The sequence below is a fragment of the Micromonospora hortensis genome (genome assembly GCF_022230935.1).
GTDB lineage: Bacteria > Actinomycetota > Actinomycetes > Mycobacteriales > Micromonosporaceae > Micromonospora > Micromonospora hortensis.
The window spans coordinates 88581-108754 of the sequence record NZ_JAKKFE010000001.1 but is presented as its reverse complement, the minus strand read 5'-3'; the positions used below and the strand labels follow the sequence as shown (position 1 = coordinate 108754).

The 20174-nt window shown below is 73.0% G+C and carries 13 protein-coding genes; 8 read left to right on the top strand and 5 right to left on the bottom strand.

From position 1 onward, the window contains the following. Nucleotides 1-2 precede the first annotated feature (2 nt). Complete coding sequence (locus tag NIE111_RS00480) at nucleotides 3-947, bottom strand: GlxA family transcriptional regulator (RefSeq protein WP_238682470.1); 945 nt, start codon at nucleotides 945-947, stop codon at nucleotides 3-5. 53 nt (nucleotides 948-1000) lie between these two features. Between NIE111_RS00480 and NIE111_RS00475 the strand changes: the two genes are divergently transcribed. From NIE111_RS00475 to NIE111_RS00450, 6 genes are all read left to right on the top strand, one after another. Next, nucleotides 1001-1567 carry a DJ-1/PfpI family protein gene (locus tag NIE111_RS00475; protein ID WP_238682467.1) on the top strand — a complete coding sequence of 189 codons (567 nt, stop codon included), beginning with the start codon at nucleotides 1001-1003 and terminating at the stop codon, nucleotides 1565-1567. A 112-nt stretch (nucleotides 1568-1679) separates the two neighbouring features. Further along, nucleotides 1680-4349: a carboxylate--amine ligase/circularly permuted type 2 ATP-grasp protein gene (locus NIE111_RS00470; protein ID WP_238682464.1), complete on the top strand. Its 2670-nt coding sequence runs from the start codon at nucleotides 1680-1682 to the stop codon at nucleotides 4347-4349. A gap of 99 nt (nucleotides 4350-4448) precedes the next feature. Next, nucleotides 4449-6227 carry an N-acetylglutaminylglutamine amidotransferase gene (locus NIE111_RS00465; RefSeq protein WP_238682463.1) on the top strand — a complete coding sequence of 593 codons (1779 nt, stop codon included), beginning with the start codon at nucleotides 4449-4451 and terminating at the stop codon, nucleotides 6225-6227. Further along, nucleotides 6228-8072, top strand: a complete 1845-nt coding sequence (locus NIE111_RS00460) for a S9 family peptidase (RefSeq protein WP_238682462.1) — start codon at nucleotides 6228-6230, stop codon at nucleotides 8070-8072. Between the two features lie 17 nt (nucleotides 8073-8089). Beyond that, the gene (locus tag NIE111_RS00455) at nucleotides 8090-8668 is read left to right on the top strand and encodes a hypothetical protein (protein ID WP_238682461.1); all 579 of its coding nucleotides are present in this window, start codon (nucleotides 8090-8092) and stop codon (nucleotides 8666-8668) included. A 61-nt stretch (nucleotides 8669-8729) separates the two neighbouring features. Continuing rightward, nucleotides 8730-9284, top strand: a complete 555-nt coding sequence (locus NIE111_RS00450) for a dihydrofolate reductase family protein (RefSeq protein ID WP_238682460.1) — start codon at nucleotides 8730-8732, stop codon at nucleotides 9282-9284. A gap of 7 nt (nucleotides 9285-9291) precedes the next feature. Here NIE111_RS00450 and NIE111_RS31850 read toward each other — a convergent pair whose 3' ends face one another. Continuing rightward, complete coding sequence (locus NIE111_RS31850; protein WP_274530451.1) at nucleotides 9292-12333, bottom strand: AfsR/SARP family transcriptional regulator; 3042 nt, start codon at nucleotides 12331-12333, stop codon at nucleotides 9292-9294. Nucleotides 12334-12389: 56 nt separating this feature from the next. After that, entirely contained in the window at nucleotides 12390-15458 is a 3069-nt protein-coding gene (locus tag NIE111_RS00440) for an AfsR/SARP family transcriptional regulator (RefSeq protein ID WP_238682459.1), read from the bottom strand. Nucleotides 15459-15657: 199 nt separating this feature from the next. On the opposite strand from NIE111_RS00440, the gene NIE111_RS00435 reads away from it, so the two are divergent. Next, nucleotides 15658-16392, top strand: coding sequence for an AfsR/SARP family transcriptional regulator (locus tag NIE111_RS00435; protein WP_238682608.1), 735 nt, complete (start codon nucleotides 15658-15660; stop codon nucleotides 16390-16392). Between the two features lie 48 nt (nucleotides 16393-16440). On the opposite strand, the gene NIE111_RS00430 is transcribed toward NIE111_RS00435, so the two are convergent. Both NIE111_RS00430 and NIE111_RS00425 read right to left on the bottom strand, forming a co-directional pair. Next, the gene (locus NIE111_RS00430; RefSeq protein WP_238682458.1) at nucleotides 16441-16995 is read right to left on the bottom strand and encodes a hypothetical protein; all 555 of its coding nucleotides are present in this window, start codon (nucleotides 16993-16995) and stop codon (nucleotides 16441-16443) included. Nucleotides 16996-17034: 39 nt separating this feature from the next. Beyond that, nucleotides 17035-17982, bottom strand: a complete 948-nt coding sequence (locus tag NIE111_RS00425; RefSeq protein WP_238682457.1) for a hypothetical protein — start codon at nucleotides 17980-17982, stop codon at nucleotides 17035-17037. A 230-nt stretch (nucleotides 17983-18212) separates the two neighbouring features. Between NIE111_RS00425 and NIE111_RS00420 the strand changes: the two genes are divergently transcribed. Beyond that, on the top strand, nucleotides 18213-20087 hold the full coding sequence (locus NIE111_RS00420) for a pectate lyase-like domain-containing protein (RefSeq protein WP_238682454.1): 1875 nt from the start codon (nucleotides 18213-18215) through the stop codon (nucleotides 20085-20087). Nucleotides 20088-20174 lie beyond the last annotated feature (87 nt).

The following is a 20174-nucleotide window of genomic DNA, read 5'->3' as shown; positions in this document are numbered from 1 at the left end:
GGTCACTGTGTGAAGGCCCGCCGGTACGCGGTAGGGGTGGTGGCGAAGGCCCGCTGGAAATGCGCACGGAGGTTGGTCGCCGTGCCCAGGCCGGTACGGCGTGCGACCTCGTCGATGGTGATCCCGCCATTCTCGAGCAGGGTGCAGGCGGCGCGCAGCCGTTGCTGGATCAGCCACGCTCGTGGGCTCATCCGGAATCGACTCTGGAAAGTGCGGTGCAGCGTGCGGCTGGACATCACACCCTGCCGGGCAAGGTCCGCGACGGTGATCGGGCGGTGCAGGTTGCCGCTCGCCCACGTGATGACCCCGGCCAACTCGTCGCCCTCACCCGGAACGCCGACCGGGATGAACTGGGCCTGACCGCCGGCGCGGTGCAGCGGTGTGACCATGTCGCGGGCCCGTTGGAGGGCGGCAGCCTGCCCGTGGTCGCGTCCGACGAGGTAGAGGCACATGTCCAGACCGGCGGCGAGCCCGGCGCTGGTGATCACCTCGCCTTCGTCGACGTACAGCGCGTTCGCGTCCACGAACACCAGTGGATGCTCGTGAGCGAGCGCGTCGGCGTGCGCCCAGTGGGTCGTCGCGCGGCGACCGTCGAGCAGACCGGCCTGGGCCAGCGCGAAGGCGCCGGTGCAGATCGACGCGATGCGGACGCCACGACGGTGTGCCTGCCGCAGCGCATCGAGAGCACGCGGCGGCGCCGGGCCACGGCGGAATCCGGGCACGATCACCGTGTCGGCATCGTCGAGCGCGTCGAGCGTCGCGGCGACCGTCAGCTCCAGGCCTGCGGTGGTGGTGGTGACCGAACCACCGTCCAGTGCGCACACCGTCATCGCGTACCGGCCGTGGCCCTCGTGGCCGAACACCTGCGTCGCGATGGTCAGGTCGAAGGCGACAACAGTGGGTAGGGCGAGGACGGCGACTCGATGCGTGGCGGGTTTCTTACGCATGATGGCAAGGATGCCACTCGCCGCCGCCCGGTCGGCAGGAGATTCTGGGCCGTATGCGAATCGAGATCGTGGTGTTCGACGGCTTCGACGAACTGGACGTCTTCGGGCCGTTCGAGGTGCTGGCGATGGCCGGCTTCGACGTGGCACTGGTCGCCGTCGAACGGTCGGGGCTGGTCACCAGCATGCGTGGTGTCCAATTTCAGGTGCCCGAGGTGCTGGGTCAGGCCGACGGCGTGATCGTCCCAGGTGGCGGATGGCTGAACCGGGCTCCCGAGGGTGCCTGGGCCCAGGCGCAGCGCGCTGTGCTGCCGGCGAAGCTGGCCGCACTGGCGCCATCGGCGCGGTGGACGGCGTCGGTGTGCACCGGTGCGCTGCTACTCGCCGCCGCCGGCCTGCTGACCGGCCGGCGGGCGACCACCAACCGCAACGCGTACGACGAGTTGCGCGCCCACGACGTCACGGTCCTCGACGAGCGGGTGGTCGACGACGGTGACCGGGTCACCGCTGGCGCGCTCTCGTCCGGGCTCGATCTGGGGCTGTGGCTCACGGAACGGGAACTCGGCGCCACCACTGCCGACCGGGTCGCCGCGTCCATCGAGTACCGGGCCCCGCGTCGCTGAGCAGCACGGACAGAACGGGCGCGTCACCTTAACGCGCCGGAAACACCCCCGGTACCAACCCTGGGAACGCTCGTCGGACAGCCAGACCACCGACACGCGAACCGGGGTGACCATGGCCGACAACACCACGAACGCGCCGACGTACGACGAGCCGGTGGGCCGGTCCGGCAACGGCCGGACGCTGCCCACCCCCCGTACGAACCCGCTCCTGTCGCTGGACGACGGCGACCCGGCGGACCTGGCCACGATCGGGGTGGAGGAGGAGTTCCACGTCGTCGACCTGCACACCCGGGAGTTGGTGCCCCGCGCCGGGGAGTTGCTCGACCGGTTGCCGGCGGCCTCGTTCACCGCCGAGTTGCACCGCAGCGTCGTGGAGACCAACACCGAGGTCTGCCGCACCCTGGACGAGATCCGCGCCGAGCTGACCCGGCTGCGTCAGGCGGCCGTCCAGGTCGCCGACCGGGCCGGTCTGGGCATCGTGGCGGCCGGTACGGTGCCGCTGCGCGCCGACGGCGACCCCAGCGTCACCCCCACCTCCCGCTACCGGCGGATGCTCGACGAGTACCAGATGCTCGCCCGGGAGCAGTTGATCTGCGGCGCGCAGGTGCACGTCGGCGTCTCCGACCGGGACCTGGCGGTGGCGGTCACCCGTCGGGTTCAGCCGTGGCTGCCGGTGCTGCTCGCCCTCTCCACCAGTTCGCCGTACTGGATGGGCCAGGACAGCGGTTACGCCAGCGTCCGGTCCCTGGTCTGGCAACGCTGGCCCACCGCCGGAGACCCGGGCGAGGTGACCAGCGCCGCGGACCACGAGGCGCTGGTCGCCGAGCTGATCTCCTCCGAGACCATCACCGACCCCGCCATGATCTACTTCGACGTCCGACCGTCGGCGCACGTGCCCACAGTGGAGCTGCGGATCACCGACGCCAACGCCGACGTGGAGACCATCGTCCTGCTCACCGGCCTGTTCCGGGCGCTCGTCCGGCGGGAGGTCGCCGCCCTGCGCGCCCGGGTGGAGCGCACCGCCGTACGACCACCGGTGCTGCGCGCCGCCGTGTGGCGGGCCGCCCGCTCCGGGTTGGAAGGTGACCTGCTCGACCTGCCCCGGTCGGCCCGACCGGTGCCGGCCGCCCAGGCGGTCCGCCGCCTGGTGACCGACCTGCGCCCACAACTGCGGGCGACCGGGGACTGGGAGCAGGTCAGCGAGCTGACCCGGTACGCGCTGGAACGGGGCAGCTCCGCCGCCCGGCAGCGGCGGGCGTACGAGCGACGGGGCCGGTTGGCCGACGTGGTCGACCTGTTGCTCGACGAGACCCGGGGCCGGGTCCGCGGTCCGCTGCCGGGTGCGCCGACACCGCCAGTGCTGCCCACGTACGCCGACGCCGGCGACGAGGTCTTCGGACCGGCCGGACCGCAACCGGCGTACGCCCCGATGCTCGCGACCCTGCGCCAACTCGGCGCCGGGGCCCTGCGTCAACGCGAACACGACCGGGACGAGGAGCAGCGGGCCCGCGGCGTGACGTTCAGCGTGGCCGGCGAGGCGAGCACCCGGCTCTTCCCGGTCGACCTGGTGCCCCGGGTGGTGCCCGCCGCCGACTGGCGGACCCTGCGTACCGGCCTGGTGCAACGCGCCCGCGCCCTCGACGCGTTCCTGCGTGACGTCTACGCCGACCGGGCCGTGGTGGCCGACGGCGTGGTGCCGGCGTGGGTGGTGGAGTCCTCACCCGGGCTGCGCCCGACCGGGGCGCTGATGGGCCGGCGGGGCACCCGTGCCCAGGTGTCCGGCACCGACCTCGTCCGGGACCCGGACGGCGGCTGGTACGTGCTGGAGGACAACCTGCGGGTGCCGTCCGGGATCGGCTACGCGGTGCAGAACCGTCGGCTGACCCAGGCGGTGTTGCCGGAGCTGCCGGTGCCGGAGGATCTGCTGCCCGCCGACGAGACGCCGGCGATGCTGTACCGGGCGCTGGTCGCCGCCGCGCCCGCCGCGGCCGACGACCCCGCCGTGGTGGTGCTCAGCAGCGGCCCCGGTGACCCGGCGTGGTTCGAACATCGGCTGCTCGCCGACGAGATGGGTGTGCCGTTGACCGAGACCAGCGACCTGCTGGTGGAGGAGGGCCGGGTTCGGCTGGTCCGCGAGGGCTGCCGCCGCGAGGTCGACGTGATCTACCTGCGGATGGACGAGGAGGCGCTGCTGCACGCGCCCGGGGCGGACGGCGTGCCGCTGGGGTGGCCGCTGCTCGCCGCCGTGCACGCCGGGCGGCTCACGCTGGCCAACGCGCTGGGCAACGGTGTCGGTGACGACAAGGCGCTGTACGCGTACGTGCCGCGGCTGATCGAGTACTACCTCGGCGAGAAGCCGCTGCTCGGGGACGTGCCGACGTACCTGTGTGGGCTGCCCGAGCAGCGGGCCGAGGTGCTGGGTCGGCTCGACGAGCTGGTGCTCAAGCCGGTCGACGGGTACGGCGGTGACCGGGTGGTGATCGGCCCCCGCGCTGAGGCGGAGGAGTTGGACGCCGTCCGGGAGCAGATCCTCGCGGCCCCGCACCGGTGGATCGCCCAGGAGATGATCGCGCTGACCACCCACCCGGTCTTCGACGGCACGGCGCTGGCTCCCCGCCATGTCGACCTGCGGGCGTTCGTGTTCCTCGGTGACACCGCCGAGGTCGCGCCGGTGGCGCTGACCCGGGTGGCGCCGGCCGGCAGCATGATCGTCAACTCGTCGCGCGGCGGCGGGTCGAAGGACACCTGGCTGCTCGGTGGAGCCGACGAACCGTCGGCGTAACCGACGCTTGACCCACCCGTCATCGGGACGCAACCCGGTCCGCCAAGCCTGGACCGGTCAGCGGCCCTCAGCGGATCCAGCCGATGGAAGGTGTGTGCCATGTGCGGTATCGGAGGCGAGTTCCGCCTCGACGGGGCGCCACCGGATCTGGCCGCCGTCGAACGGATGCTTCCCGTCCTGGCCTCCCGCGGCCCGGACGGCGAGGGTCGGTGGCACCGGGGGCCGGTGGCCCTGGTGCACCGCCGGCTGCGCATCATCGACCTGTCCGAGGCGGGCGCCCAGCCGATGGTCGACACCGAGCTGGGTCTGGCCATGGTCTTCAACGGCTGCATCTACAACTACCGGGAGCTGCGCGACGAGCTGACCGCCGCCGGCTACTCCTTCCGGTCCACCTCGGACACCGAGGTGATCCTCAAGGCGTACCACCGGTGGGGGACGGCCTGCGTCGAGCGGTTCTACGGGATGTTCGCCTTCGCCCTGGTCGAGCTGGCCACGCACACCCTGGTGCTGGCCCGGGACCGGCTCGGCATCAAACCGCTCTACCTGGCCGAGGGGCCGGGCCGGGTGCGTTTCGCCTCGACCCTGCCGGCGTTGCTCGCCGCCGGTGACGTGGACACCGACCTCGACCCGGTGGCGCTGCACCACTACATGAGCTTCCACTCGGTGGTGCCACCGCCGCGCACGATCCTCGCCGGGGTCCGCAAGCTGCCGCCGGCCACCGTGCGGGTCGTCACCGCGGACGGCCGGAGCACCGACACCACCTACTGGCGGCCGGAGTTCAACCGGGCCGCCGCCCCCGCCATGTCCGCCGACGAGTGGCAGGAACGGCTCATGGCGGCGTTGCGCACCGCCGTACGACGGAGGATGGTCGCCGACGTGCCGGTCGGCGTACTGCTCTCTGGCGGTCTCGACTCCAGCCTGATCGTCGCCCTGTTGGCCGAGCAGGGCCAGACCGACCTGGCCACCTTCAGCATCGGTTTCGAGGCGGCGGCGGGGGAGAGCGGCGACGAGTTCCACTACTCCGACCTGGTCGCCCGCCACTTCGACACCGACCACCAGCAGATCCGCATCGGCGCGAAGCGGTTCGTCCCCGCCGTGCACCAGGCCATCGCGGCGATGAGCGAGCCAATGGTCAGCCACGACTGCGTCGCGTTCCACCTGCTCTCCGAGGAGGTCTCGCAGCGCATCACAGTGGTGCAGTCCGGGCAGGGCGCCGACGAGATCCTCGCCGGCTACGACTGGTACCCGCCGATGGCCAACGTGGCCCGCGCGGACGCCGTCGAGGCGTACGCCCGGGTGTTCTTCGACCGTCGCCACGACGCGCTCGGCGGGCACCTGGCGCCCGAGTGGATGCTCGACCACGACGCCAGCCTGGAGTTCGTCGCCGCGCACTTCGGCGCACCCGGCGCGGACACCGCGCTGGACGCGGCGCTGCGCCTGGACAGCCTGGTGATGCTTGTCGACGACCCGGTCAAGCGGGTCGACAACATGACGATGGCCTGGGGTTTGGAGGCCCGCGTGCCGTTCCTCGACCACGAGGTGGTCGAGCTGGCCGCCGCCTGCCCACCCGGCATGAAGCTGGCGCAGGGCGGCAAGGGGGTGCTGAAGGCCGCGAGCCGGGGCATCGTCCCGGACGAGGTGATCGACCGGCCGAAGGGCTACTTCCCGGTGCCCGCCATCCGGCATCTCTCCGGCCCTCTGCTCGACGACGTGCGGGACGCGCTGACCGCTCAAGCGGCGCGCGAGCGGGGCCTGTTCCGCAAGGACTACCTGGAGGAGTTGCTGGACGCGCCGAACGCCCGGCGGACCACGCTGGGCTCCAACGCGCTCTGGCAGCTGGGGCTGCTGGAGCTCTGGTTGCAGCGGATCGGGGTTTAGATGAGCGTACGGATTGAGCCGCCGCGCACCACCCGGCGGCCCCGACCCGCGAGCCACCGGCCGGTGTCGCCGCCGGTGCCGATCAGTGAGGACTTCGCCCCCGCGCCGTCCCCCGACGGCCGCCGGGTGGCGTTCCTCTCCGACCGGGCTGGCACGCCCGGCGTCTGGGTCTGTCAGGTCGACGCGGATGCGCCCGTCGCGCTGCCCGTCGGCGACGAGCCGGTCCTCGCGCTGAGCTGGTCCCCGGACGGCCAGTGGTTGGCCTGTGTCGTCGCCCCCGGTGGCGCGCCCCGCACGGAGCTGTGGGTGCTGCGCCCGGACGGCACGCGACGCCACCAGGTCGCCGGGTTCGGCCGCCGCAGCGCCGCGCTGGCCGGCTGGCTGCCTCACGGCGCGGTGCTGGCGGTCACCGAGACCGACGAGCACGGGCAGGCCCTGCTGGTCGACGCGGCCACCGGGCACCGGCGGGTGCTCGCCCAGGGCGACCTGCTCACCCTCCTGGACGTGACCCCGGACGCCGGCACCGCGCTGCTGCGCCGCGGCCCTCGTAACGCCCGCTGGCTGGAGGTGCTCGACGTGGCCACCGGCGTTCGACGGCGGCTCTTCCCGGACACCGGGCGGGGCAGCACCGACCAGGGTTGGTTCGGCCCGGACGGCACGAGCGTGCTGGCCCGCACCGACGCCTTCTCCGAACTCGCCGCGCTGGTACGGGTCGACCTGGCCCGACCGAAGCAGCCGCCGACCCGGCTGGCCGGACGACCGGATGCCGAATTGGAAGACGTCACGCCGAGCGCGGACGGGCAGCGCGGCGCGTTGCTGTGGAACACCTACGGCGGGCGCAGCGAGCTGACCCTGCTCGACTTCGCCAGCGGTGTGCAGCGGGCCGTCGCCGCCCCCGGCGAGGTGCTCGGCGACGTCGTCCTCGCCGCCGACGGCGGTCTGCTCTGCCTCACCGCGCAGGGGCCGGTGCAACCACGGGAGGTGTGGCTGGTCGACCCGTCGACCGGGGCGCCGCGCCCGCTGCGGCCGGACAGCGGCCCGCGTACGGACGATGCCGGTGTCGCGCCGCAGCTGGTCGACCTCCGGGCCCGCGACGGGCTTCCGCTCTCCGGCTGGCTCTACCGCCCGGCCGGGCCGGGTCCCTGGCCGACGGCGATCAGCCTGCACGGTGGCCCGGAGGCGCAGGAGCGTCCCGGCTACAACCCGCTGTTCCAGGCCCTGGTGGCCCAGGGCATCGCGGTCTTCGCGCCCAACGTCCGGGGGTCGTCCGGGTTCGGCCGCTCGTTCGTCGCCGCCGACAACCTCGCCGGCCGCTACGGCGCGATCGCCGACGTGGCGGCCTGCGCCGACTACCTCGTCGACACCGGCGTCGCCCGGCCCGGCCAGCTCGGCGTTCTGGGCCGCTCCTACGGCGGTTACCTGGTCCTCGCGGTGCTGGTGAACTTTCCCGGTCTGTTCGCCGCCGGGGTCGCCGAGTGCGGCATCTCCGACTTCCGGACCTTCTTCGCCGGCACCGAGCCGTGGATCGCCGCCGCCGCCGTGAGCAAGTACGGCGACCCCCAGCGGGACGCCGACCTGCTGCGCGACCTCTCCCCGCTGACCCACATCGACCGGCTGGACGTGCCGCTGCTGCTGATCCACGGCGCCAACGACACCAACGTGCCGGCGGGCGAGTCGGCGCAGGTCGCCCAGGCCCTCGCCGACCGCGGTGTGCCGCACGGGCACCTGGTGCTCGCCGGGGAGGGGCACGACTTCCTCTCGCGGACCAACGCCGAGGCGGCCCGTACGGCCACCACCGGCTGGCTGACCCGGCACCTCGCCGCGACCGCGACCGTCGTCGGCTGAGGCGTTATCCTGCGCCGGTGGAGGTCGCGGCGCAGGGCGAGCGGTTGGCCGCGGAACTGGGTCGCTGGCTGGCCGAGGTGACCTTCGTCGACCTGGACACCGACGAGGTCACCGCGCGGGTGATCGACTCGGTGGTGCGGTGGGCCGAGGCCCAGGGCTGGCGGGTCTACCGGCGCGCGCCCAGCGTGCTGCCGTTGCCACCGCCGCTGGAGCAGCGGCACTCGGTGCTCGATGTGGCGTGTGCCCGTCCGGACGGTCCGCCCGTCGTGGTGGAGGTCGACCACACCGACCGGGCCCGTACGGTGCAGAAGTTGCGCGCGGAGGCGGACGCCGGCCGGATCCCGATCTGGGTGCGGTGGGGCGTCGGGCGTTTCACAGCGCCGCCACCGCCGGTGCGGATGGTGACCGTCGAGGTGACCCGACGGGCCGGTCCGGCCGGGCGCGGACGGCTGCACAGCCGCGGCGGCGACCGCCCCGCCCCAGCCCACTCGACCGGCGCCGGCACGGTGACCCCGCAGGCGCTGCCGATCCCGTTGACCGACCCGGCGCAGGGCCCGACCGACGACGCGGGTAAGAGCATCGAAAGCGAATCGTAAGGGGCCTCCGGCAGAGTTCTGGGTGTCACCGGAGAACACGACAAACACCCAGGAGATCCCGATGCGCAAGCTCGTCAACTCGACCTACATCACCCTCGACGGCGTCATCGACAACCCGATGTGGACCATGCCGTACTTCGACGAGGAGGCCGCCAGCTTGGCCGGTGCGCAGACCGAGGCGGCCGACGCGATGCTGATGGGCCGGGCCACCTACGACGGCTTTTCCTCCGTCTGGCCGAACATGGATGAGAGCGACCCGACCACTGGCGCCGCGTACTTCAACAACGTCAAGAAGTACGTCGCCTCGACCACCCTGACCAACCCCACCTGGAACAACACGGAGGTGCTCCAGGGCGATCTGGTCGAGGCGGTCACCGCGCTCAAGGCCCAGCCGGGCAAGAACATCATCCAGTACGGCTTCGGCTCGGTCACCACCCAGCTGATCCGGGCGGGCCTGGTGGACGAGGTCCGGTTCTGGATCCACCCGGTGCTGGAGGGCGGCCCCAGCCTCACCGTGCCGCTGACCGACGTCAAGGCGTCGTTCGACCTGGTCGACACCCGGGTGCACAAGAGCGGCGTGATCGTGGCCTCGTACCAGCCGAAGGTGGCCTCCTGAGCACCGGTCAGAGCTGGGCCCGGGCCTCGCCCGGGCTCAGCCGCGCGCCCTCGGCGAGCAGCGCCTCGAAGCGTTCCGGCCCGAGTTCGGCCCGCAGTCGTGTGGTCACCCGGTCGGTGTCGTCGCGTTCGGCCGGCGCGGCGGGGGACTGCGTGGCGAGCCGGGCGGCGGCCGCGGCGCCGAGCAGCCGGGCGGCGACCTCGGGGGAGCGCACCGCCGCCGCCATCCCCTCCAGGGGGCCGACCGCGTCGCGCATCGTCGCCATCACCTCGGCGACCTCGAACGCCTCGATGTGCAGGGCCAACGCGGCGTCCGGGTCGCCGCCCTGCTCGACGGCGTAGCCCAGCTCCACCAGCACCATCGGCAGGTAGAGCGCGGGTTGGCTCTCTCCCCGACCCAGGTCGGCGAGGTGGCTGAGGTGGGTGACGGCCAGATCGAGCTTGCCGTCGCGGCGGGCGGCCAGCCCGAGGCTCATCTCCGCGAAGATCAGTGCGCCGGGCGAGCCCTGCTCCACCGCCAGGTCGTAGGCGCGTTCGGCCAGTTCCCGACCCTGAGCGTAGTCGCGGGTCTGCACGGCGAGCCAGGCCAGCCAGGACAGCTCGGCGCAGACCTGCGGCCACAGCGCCAACTCCTCGGCCCAGCGCAGCCCCTCCCGGTGCAGCGCGAAGGCGCGCTCATGCTCGCCGCGCATGTCGGCCAGCCCACCCACCCACTCGGTCGCCCGGAGCCGACCCCACCGGTCGCCGAGGTCGGCGAAGAGCGCGGCGCTGCGGGTCGCGGTGCGCTCCAGGGTGGCCTGGTCGCCGTTGGCGTGAGCGATGTGGGCCACCGAGGTGAGCACCGCGGCCTCGGTCCACGGGTCGGCGGCGGCGGTGGGCAGCAGCTCCGACGCCAGGGCCAGGTCGCCGTGCTCGATCACCGCGTTGGCCGCGAACCAGGCGGCGTGACCGCTCGGGTCGGCGGCCACGGCGGCGCGTACGTCGTCCGGCGCGATCACCTCACCCTGCGACAGGGCGAAGCCGACCCGCCAGGGTGCCGCGCGGGCCTCCTGCTCCGGGTCGCCGGGCACGGCCAGTGCCCGCCGTGCCTCGGTGAGCCGGCCGCGCAGGAACCAGTACCAGCTCAGCGCGACCGCCAGGCGCAGCCCGCCACCGTGCGTCAGCGCCGAGCGCAGGTTCGCCAGCTCGGTGTCGAGCAGCGCCAGCCACCGCTGCTGGTCGGCCCCGCGCAGCCCGGGGTCGGCGCGTTCGGCCAGCTCGGTGTAGTAGGTGGCGTGGCGCCCGCGTACCTCGTCGGCGTCGGTGAGGCGTTCCAGGCAGAACGCGGCCACCGATTCGAGCAGCCGGTAGCGGGGGGCCGCGCCGGAGTCGTCGAGCACCACCAGCGACCGGTCCACCAGCCGGGCGAGGGCGTCCAGGTCGGTTCGGCAGACCTGTTCGGCGGCCTCCGGGGTGCAGCCGTCCGGGAACACCGCCAGTTGGGCGAGCACCAGACGGTCGGACTCGTCCAGGAGGTCCCAGCTCCAGCCGATCACAGCGGTGAGCGTCCGCTGCCGTGGTGGCACGTCCCGCTGCGCGGTGGTGAGCAGCCGGAACCTGTCGTCGAGCCGGTCCACCACCCCGCGTACGCCCAGCGCGCGGACCCGGGTCGCGGCCAGCTCCAACGCCAGCGGCAGACCGTCGAGGCGGCGGCACAGCTGGGCCACCGCCGTCGCGGTCTGCCCGTCGAGGCGGAAACCGCGCTGCTGCGCGGCGGCGCGGGCGACGAACAGCCGGGCCGCCGCCGAGCGCCGGACCGCGTCCAGGTCACCGTCGTCCGGCACCGGCAGCGGGGGTACCTCCCAGAGCAGCTCACCAGTCAGCCCGAGTGGCTCTCTGCTGGTGGCCAGCACGCTCACCCCGGACACGTCGCGCAGTAGCCGGGCGACCAGCTCGGCGACCGGTTCGATGACGTGTTCGCAGTTGTCCAGCACGAGCAGCACCTGCCGGTGCCGCAGGGCTGTGACCACCCGGTCGGCGGGGGACTGGGTCGTTCCCGCGGCCTCGTGGGCGCCCAGAGCGCCGAGCACCTGTTCGGCGACGCTGGCGTCACCGGCCGGGAGTGGGGCCAGCTCGACCAGTCGGACACCGTCCGGGTAGGACGTCGCGCGGGCCGTCTCGGTGGCCAGCCGGGTCTTGCCGACGCCGCCCGGCCCGAGCAGCGTGACCAGCCGCTGCCGGGGCAGGAGCGTCAGCAGCTCGGCCAGCGCCTCGTCCCGCCCGATCAACTCGTCGAGCGGGGCCGGCAGATCGTTCCGGATGACCGCCGCCCTCGGCGGGGCGTCCAGGCCGGCGTCCTGTTCGAGGATCCTGCGGTGCAGGGCGACCAGCTCCGGGCCGGGGTCGAGGCCCAGCTCCTCGGCGAGCCGGGCCCGCAGCTCGGCGTAGCTCTCCAACGCCTCGGACTGGCGGCCGGCCGCGTACAGCGCGCGCAGCTGCACCGCCCGCAGGCCTTCACGTAGCGGGTGTCTGGCGACCAACTCGGCCAGGTCCGCGGCCACCAGGTCATGCTCACCCCGGGCCAGCCGGGCCTGCGCCAACCGCTCCTGAACGACGAGGCGCTGCTCGGCGAGGCGGGACGCCTCGGCCCGCACGAACTCGGCGTCGGCCATGTCGGCGTACGCTTCGCCGCGCCACAGGGCGAGGGCCTCGGTCAGCCGTTCGACATCGGCGCAGCGGGCCAGCTCGTCGAAGCGGCCGACGTCGACCGCGTCGACCCGCAGCAGGTAGCCGGGTGGCCGGGACTCGACCAGCTGACGGGCGCCGGGCTCGGCGTCGTTGAGCGCCTTGCGCAGTTGCGACACCCGCACCTGAAGGGCTCCGGCCGGATTGGCGGGGGCGTCGTCACCCCACAGGTCGTCGATGAGGCGGTCCGCCGAGACCACCTGGTTACGGTTGGCCAAGAGATCGGCCAGCAACGCCCGCACCTTGGTGCCGGGCACCACCACCGGCTCGCCGGTGTCCGTGGTCACGGCGAGCGGCCCGAGCACCCCGAACTGCACGGCGGTCATCCTAACCGCGCGGCGCTGGCCCGGAGCGCGTCCGCCGGACGCCGCCGCGGTGTGGTTCAGCCGGCCGAGCGCAGCAGCGGCTCGGGCGCGGCGTCGCCGAGCAGCGCGCGGGCCTGCCGGGCCAGCAGGTGGTGCTGGGCCGCGCGGGCCAGCTGTTCGCCCATCTGGGCGTGCCTCACCGCCTCCTGGTGTCGGTCGGCCGCCCGGTACGCGGCCGCCAGGCCGAGGTGCGCGTTGACCTCGGCCCGGCGGTAACCGATCTCCCGGCCCAGCCGCAACGCCTGGTGCAGCAGCTTGAGCGCCGGTGCCGGGCCGTGCAGTCCAAGCGCGGCGGTGCCGAGGGTGGCCAGGGCCTCCGCCTCGACCCGGCGTCGACCGATCGCGCGGGCGATGCTCAGACACTCCTGGGCGAGGCCCTGCGCCTTGACGTGGTAGCCCAGGTCGACGTACGCGGCGGCGAGCTGGTCAAGATCGGTCGCGAGGCCGTAGCGGTCGCCCACCTGTCGACGCAGCACCACGGCATGGGTGAGGTGCAGCACCGCCAGGCTGGGCCAGCCGAGCGCGCGCACACCGACGGCGAGGTTGTGCAGGACGTTGGCGATGTCGTTGCGCGGCTGCTCGGTGACGTCGAGGGACGTGTAACCCTCCAGCGCCGCCTGCTGGGCCTGGACCGCGTCGTGCACCTGGCCCAGTTCCAAGCGGACGACGCCGAGGTTGCCCAGGCAGCTCCACTCGGCGTGCCGGTTGCCCACCTCGCGGTAGAGCCGCAGTGCCTGTGCGTAGCACTCGCCCGCCTCGGTCAGCTGGCCCTCCTCCCGGTGCACGATGCCCAGGTTGTTGAGGATGGACGCCTGCCCGGCACTGTTGCCCAGACGCAGTTGGATGGTCAGAGCCGCCCGGAACCGCCGCCGCGCGTCGGCATAGTTGGCCCGGCTGGCGCTCAGTGTCGCCAGACTCGACTGCATCGCGGCCACCCCCGGGTCATCGCCCTCACGTTGGGCCTGAGTCAGGCCCAACTCGACGACCTCGCGCCATTCGCCGTGCGCCCCGGTCTCCTGGAGGTAGCCGCGCATCCGGTCGGCGAGGTGCCAGGCGATCTCACGTGGGCCGTGCTGCGCCACGTGCCGGATCGCGCTGAGCAGATTGGCGTACTCGGCGTGGAACCAGCTCGGCGTCTCGGGCTGCGCGGCCACCGCCGTACGCCGGACCGAGCCGGCGGGTCGGGGCAGGAACGCCATCCGGGGGTAGTTGCGCCGTGCCAGCGCGTCGGCGATGGCCAGGTACCCGTGGAACAGTCGACCCAGGGCTTCGGCGCGCTGATGGACGGTGTCCTCGTGCTGGGACTGCTCCGCCGCGTACAGGCGGATGAGGTCGTGGGTCACGAACCGACCGCCCCGGGCGGGGCGGACCAGGTGACTGCTGGTCAGGGTGCGCAGCATGGCGTCCGCAGTGGACCAGTCGACGTCCGCCAGCGCCGCGAGGTCCTCGGTGGTGAAGCAGTCGGTGGGGGTCGACCCGAGCAGTCGCAGCGCGCGCCGTTCGGCGCCGCCGAGCCGTTGATAGGACGGTGTGATCGCGGCGCGCAGCGCCACTCGGGGGTCGCCGGGCACGGAGAGGCCACCGAGCCGGTCTCCGTCCCGCAGTCGCCGCACGTACGCGCGGGCGTCCTCCGGGCCGGTGGTGGCCAGGTTTGCCGCCGCGATCCGCAACGCCAGCGGGAGGTTTCCGCAGAGCGCGGCGAGGTCGTGGACGACGTCCGGTGCCACACTGAACCCGTGATCCCGGAACACCGCGACGAGCAGGTCGGCCGCGGCGTCCGGGCTGAGCGGGTCCAGACCGACGGCCCGTCCACCGTGTAGCGCCACCAGGGCGCCGAGCGTGCTGCGGCTGGTCACGATCACCGCGCAGCCGCCGGCGCCGGGCAGCAGCGGCTCGACCTGCTCCGCTGATGCGGCATCGTCCAAGACGATGAGGACGTGGCGACCGGCGAGCGCCGCCCGAAACGCGGCTGCCCGGGCGTCGGCGGTGGCGGGTTGGGCCGCCGGGGGCACGCCCGAGTAGGTGAGCAGCTCGGACAGGACGTCGAACGGGCGAGCCTGATTCCTGTGCTGACCGCGCAGTCGCGCGTACCACTGGCCGTCGGGAAACTCGTCGGCGAGCTGGTGACCCAGGTGGACGGCGAGAGCGGTCTTGCCGATGCCCGGAGCGCCCGACACGGACACCAGCGGCAGACGTCCCTCGCTGGCGGCGGTGACGATCGAGCGTCGGATGGCCTCGACTGTCGCGACACGACCGTGCAGTACGCCGATGTCGGCCGGGAGCAACGACATCGGAGGCGCCGCGGGGGTGGCCGTGGCCGCCGCCGGAGGTGGTCGCCAGCTCAGCGCGGGGTCGGCGCGGAGCATGCCGTCGCGCAGCTCCCGCACCGCCGGCCCCGGGTCGACGCCCAACTCCTCGGCGAGGATCGTGGCGAGGCGATGGAAGGCATCGAGGGCTTCGGCCTGCCGCCCATCGCGATACAGCGCGAGCATCAGCTGCGCCCACAGCCCCTCGCGCAGCGGGCTGCGTCGGGTCGCCCGCCGCAGCCCGGCGACGATCTCGGTATGCCGGCCGAGGGTCAGCTCGGTGTCGAAGTAGACCTCGCTGGCGCGCGCCCACCGCTCGGTCAGCGCCGGCACGTCCTCGCGGTGCAGCACCTCGGAGTCGACGTCCGCCAACGGGTCGCCGCGCCACAGCGCCAGGGCCTCCCGGAGCAGGTCGGCACGGCGTTGTGGATCGGCGGTGCGACTCGTCGCCACGAGCGCGTCGAAGCGGGAGAGGTCGAGGGCGGCCGGCGGCAGCTCCAGGAGGTAGCCGCTGGCGTGCGTCGCGATCAGCTCGCCGGGAGGGCCCTCGATGGTCAGGGTGCTGCGCAGCCGCCGAACCAGCGAGTGCAGCGCGGCTCGCGCGTGGATGGGTGCCCCCGTGCCCCAGACCCGATCGACGAGCGTGGGGACGCTCACCGTCTCACCCCGGTTGAGCAGCAGCGTGGCCAGCAGCGCCCGCTGCCGGTTGGCCGGGACGGGGATGGTGCGGCCGTACCGGGAGACGCGCAGCGCGCCGAGCACGGCGAAATCCCACTCCACGAAAGCCCCCAGCGTCGGCCGACCAGACGCCTCGCGACGTCGACCGGCAGCGACGGTAACACGACGGTCCGACACGGCGGTGTGGACGTTGACGCACGGTGACCGCCCAGCCGCAGGGTGCGTGACAGTGCGGTGACAGCGCTTCGACGACGCCCGCTGCGACAGTTCCCTCGGCGACGAGGAGGAGCAGGTGACGCAGATGGAGTTCCGCATTCTGGGGCCGATTGAGGCCGTCCGGGCCGGTCAGTCGGTGCGGCTGGCCGGTCCGCAGCAGCGCTCGGTGCTGGCCGCGCTGCTGCTGGCACATGGCCGGATGGTGTCGGTGGGCCGGCTGGTACGCCTGCTCTGGGCCGAGCAGCCGCCGACGACCGCGCGTACCCAACTGCGTAAGCGGGTCTCCGAGCTGCGGGGGGCGCTCGGCGCCGATCGCATCCGCTCCTGGCGCGACGGTTACGCGGTTCGGTTGGAAGCGGGCGAGCTGGACCTGGACCGGTTCCTCGACGAGGTGCGGCGGGCCGCAGTGCTGCGCGACGCGGGCCGGCCGGCGGAGGCGTCAGCCGCGTTGAGCACGGCTCTCGAATGGTGGCGCGGGCCGGCGTTGGCCGACGGCACCGAGGAGCTGACCGATTCGGAGGCGCCGCGACTGGAGGAGGCACGGCTCGCCGCGATCGAACAGCGGGTGGCCGTGCGGTTGGACCTGGGCCACCACCCGCAGGTGGTTGGCGAGCTGGTCGCGTTGGTCCGGCGGCATCCGTTCCGGGAGCGGCTGCGGGGGCAACTGATGCTCGCCCTGCACCGCAGCGGACGTACCGCCGATGGCCTGGGTGTCTACCGGGACTGGCGAGCGGAGTTGTCGGCGCAGCTCGCCATCGAGCCGGGGCGGGAGCTGCGCGACCTGCACCGGACGCTGCTCGGTGGGGATGTCTGCCGCTGAGCATGGTGGTGCCGGGCGGGGGCGCTGCGGCCCCCGCCCGGCTCGGTGTCACGAGCAGGCGAAGCCCCAGTAGTGCGAGCTGATCTGGTTGTCGGCGGGGGTGCCGTCGTCGAACGCCTGGTAGCCGAGGGTGAAATCGGCCCAGTAGTCGCCGCGCGACAGGCACATGCTGCCACCGGTGAGGAACGCCCCGGTGCGCATCCGTACCGCGTCGTAGTCGTGGTAGACACCGTTGTTCCAGACCGACGTGGCGATGTTGTCGAAGCTGTAGTCGCCGCCGCAGTCCCACTGGCCGGTCGTGGCGGCGCCGCCCGGGTTGACCCAGTTGCTCGCGTTGCCCGCCCACGCGCACCAGCGGCCACCCCAGTAGGCGTGCTCGTAGGCGTAGAAGTAGCCGTCGGCCGCTGCCGCGGTCCGCGCCCCGTCCTGTGGGGTTCTCCGGGGCAGGTCGACCCGCTCGGCCCGGCCGTCGCGATCGGTCGGCGCGGCCTGGCTGACCGATCCGAGCGCGCCCGGTTGCGCGGGGGATGCGGCCGCCGGTGCGCCGGCCAGCAGCGTGGCGAGCATCGCGCCTCCCGCCAGGACCAGGTGGATACGTCTCATCTCATCCTCCTTCTCGCCGGGCGACCATCGCCTCGGCGTTCATTGGTGCTCGGCGGCGACCACGGCCCGGGCCGTGGGGAGCGCCCCGTGCTCCAGCCGGTTCTTCGCCGCCACGTCCTGGTGGTACGCCGCCGTCAGCTCGTCGCCGTGGCGGGCGTCCAGCGTCCGTGTCGTCGCGGCGAGGCCGTTCTGGGCGCACCGCGCCTCGGCGACCGCCGCGGCGATCTCGTCCGCCCGCCCCCGGGTGCCGACGCTCTCCCGTAACCGCTCGGGGGTGTCCGCGGTGTGGCCCTGCTGCCGCAGGCACCGCGCCCACGGTCGGAGCGCGGCCGTCCACGCCGGATCGGCGAGGACCCGCCGCTGCCGCAGGTACGTCAGGTCGGTGACCACCTTGCTCGACCGGTACCACTCGGCCAGGTCGCCGTAGAGCCGGCGCTGCGTCTCGGATGTGCATCCCTCGGCGCTGCGCCGCATCACCCCGCCGGAGGGGAGCCGCGCCTCCAGCCCTTCCGGGCGGGCGCCGTTGAGCGCGGCCAGGAACGCCTCCCGGCGCTCGGGGGACAGGCCGCTGACGTAGCGCTGGTTGGGGTCGGTGCGCCGGCGGGCGTCGACCGCCTTCACCAGGTCCGAGCCGAAACCGTGTTTCCGCGCCCACGCGATGTCGTCGACGACGTACGGGAAGGAGAGCAGCTCGTCTGCCGGTGGCGACGTGCCCAGCCACAACTGGAATCCCGCGCGGACCATGCAGTCCCGGGTGAGCAGTGACTCGGCGCGCACCAGAAGCCGCCGATCCTCGGCCGTGACGGGCCCGGACGGGCCCGGATCGGACGACGGCGCGACGGTCAGCGCCGGTGCGGCCGAGGTGGAGCCAGACCGGGCACCGGCGATCGACGACGCGGCCAGCGGCAGTGCCAGGGCGAGGGTGACGATGACGACGATCGCCCGCCGTCCGGGCCGGAACGCTCCGGGTGTTCCGCGTACTCGCATGAGCCGAGCAGACCAGCGCGGTGTTCCCTTTTCGTACCGTCGCCGTACCGTGAGCGCCTGGCCCGCCAACATTCGCGGTGCGGCGCTCGTGGCGTGCGGCCGCATTTACGGGTAGAAACATCTCAACCCCTTCCGGCCCGGCCCTACCTCCGGCGGCAAGGGTCAGAGAGCGCTCTCACCGCCCCCAGCTGCGCCGGAAGTACGCCCGGCCAGCGGAGAGGACGAACCACATGACAACCCCGTCCCGAGACGTGCGCCGGAGATCCGGTCGCACCCTCCTGCTCGCAGTGGTGTTGACCACCGCCACCACGATGACCAGCACGGGGGCCAGCGCCGGCCGCCCGACGCACGGCGCACCCGACTTCGGCCCGAACGTGACGATCTTCGACCCGTCCATGCCGGTCGGCGAGATCCAGCAGACCCTCGACGCGGCGCACGCTCGGCAGGTCGACAACGAGATGGGCACCGAGCGGCACGCCTACCTGTTCAAGCCCGGCACGTACGGCACGGCCGCGCAGCCGTTGCAGGCCAAGGTCGGCTACTACACCGAGGTGTCCGGCCTGGGCGCCTCGCCCACCGACGTGACAGTCAACGGCAAGCTGGAGGTCTACAACCGCTGTCTGGCCGACGGCGGCACCGGCAACTGCCTCGCACTGGTCAACTTCTGGCGCACCCTGTCCAACCTGTCGCTCACCATCAACGCGGCCGGCCAGGACGACTGCCGGTCGTCGGCGAACTTCTGGGCGGTCTCCCAGGCAGTGTCGATGCGCCGACTGAACATCGGCGGCGGCGGTCTGTCTCTGATGGACTACTGCACCGCCGGCCCGCAGTACGCCAGCGGAGGGTTCATCGCCGACTCACGGCTGCCGGCCACTACCAACGGGTCGCAGCAACAGTGGCTGACCCGCAACAGCGAGGTCGGTAGCTGGTCCAACGCCGTGTGGAACCAGGTGTTCGCGGGGGTCGAGGGCGCGCCGGACGACGCCGCGTTCCCCGACCCGCCGTACACCACTCTGGAGACCACCCCGCTCAGCCGGGAGAAGCCCTACCTCTTCGTCGACGGCAAGGGTCGCTACCAGGTGCGGGTGCCCGCCGCGCAGCGCGACAGCCGGGGCGTCTCCTGGGGTGACGGCATCACGCCGGGGCGCACCATCGGGATCGGCGACTTCTTCGTCGCCAAGCCGTCGGACTCGGTGCGCGTCATCAACAGCCAGTTGGCGCGAGGCAAGCACCTGCTGCTCACGCCCGGCACGTACGGCATCGCGCGCAGCATCGAGATCCGGCGCCCGAACACAGTGGTGCTGGGGATCGGGCACGCCACGCTGACCGCCGTGAACGGCGCGATCCCGCTGGACGTGGCCGGTGTTCCCGGGGTGATCGTCGCGGGTGTCACGATCGACGCGGGCCTCGTCGAGTCGCCGGTCCTGCTGCGGGTCGGACGTGAGCACGGCCGCGACGCGAGCAGCCCGCACAACCCGACCACCCTCTCCGACGTGTACTTCCGGGTCGGCGGCCCGCACATCGGGCGGACGAACACCGCGCTGGAGGTCAACAGTGACAACGTGCTCATCGACCACACCTGGGTGTGGCGCGGTGATCACGGCGTCGAGGGCTTCACCGAGGGCGTCAACGGTGACACCGACCGCTGGCGTACCAACACCGGTCGCTACGGGGCCGTCATCAACGGCGACCACGTGACCGCCACCGGCCTCTTCGTCGAACACTTCCAGCGCTACAACACGGTCTGGAACGGCGAGCACGGCACCACGATCCTCTACCAGAACGAGCTGCCGTACGACCCGCCGACGCAGGCCGACTGGATGAACGGCGCGGTCGAGGGCTGGGCCGGGTACAAGGTCGGTGACCGGGTGCGTCACCACACCCTGTACGGGGGTGGGGTGTACGTGTTCAACCAGAACAACCCGTCGATCCACACCGAGAACGGCTTCGAGGTGCCGAACCGGCCGGGGGTGCGGCTGCATCACATCATGACCGTCAACCTCAGCGCCGGCACGATCGACCATGTGGTCAACGGCGTCGGGGACGCGGCCGACATGACCAGGGTCGGCGCTCCGGTCTACCTGACGCAGTACCCGACCCCGTAGCGGGGATCGGGCGTACCGACGGGGCCGGAGCCGGCGATGGCTCCGGCCCCGTCGTCCGTGGCGGGGGCGTCCGCAGAGGAAGAATTC

Excerpts from the sequence above, each read along its gene's own strand:
- NIE111_RS00450 (WP_238682460.1), top strand. The coding sequence starts at position 8,730 with ATGCGCAAGCTCGTCAACTCGACCTACATCACCCTCGACGGCGTCATC.
- NIE111_RS00430 (WP_238682458.1), bottom strand. The coding sequence starts at position 16,995 with ATGAGACGTATCCACCTGGTCCTGGCGGGAGGCGCGATGCTCGCCACG.
- NIE111_RS00470 (WP_238682464.1), top strand. The coding sequence starts at position 1,680 with ATGGCCGACAACACCACGAACGCGCCGACGTACGACGAGCCGGTGGGC.
- NIE111_RS00425 (WP_238682457.1), bottom strand. The coding sequence starts at position 17,982 with ATGCGAGTACGCGGAACACCCGGAGCGTTCCGGCCCGGACGGCGGGCG.
- NIE111_RS00475 (WP_238682467.1), top strand. The coding sequence starts at position 1,001 with ATGCGAATCGAGATCGTGGTGTTCGACGGCTTCGACGAACTGGACGTC.
- NIE111_RS00460 (WP_238682462.1), top strand. The coding sequence starts at position 6,228 with ATGAGCGTACGGATTGAGCCGCCGCGCACCACCCGGCGGCCCCGACCC.
- NIE111_RS00420 (WP_238682454.1), top strand. The coding sequence starts at position 18,213 with ATGACAACCCCGTCCCGAGACGTGCGCCGGAGATCCGGTCGCACCCTC.
- NIE111_RS31850 (WP_274530451.1), bottom strand. The coding sequence starts at position 12,333 with ATGACCGCCGTGCAGTTCGGGGTGCTCGGGCCGCTCGCCGTGACCACG.
- NIE111_RS00480 (WP_238682470.1), bottom strand. The coding sequence starts at position 947 with ATGCGTAAGAAACCCGCCACGCATCGAGTCGCCGTCCTCGCCCTACCC.
- NIE111_RS00435 (WP_238682608.1), top strand. The coding sequence starts at position 15,658 with ATGGAGTTCCGCATTCTGGGGCCGATTGAGGCCGTCCGGGCCGGTCAG.
- NIE111_RS00465 (WP_238682463.1), top strand. The coding sequence starts at position 4,449 with ATGTGCGGTATCGGAGGCGAGTTCCGCCTCGACGGGGCGCCACCGGAT.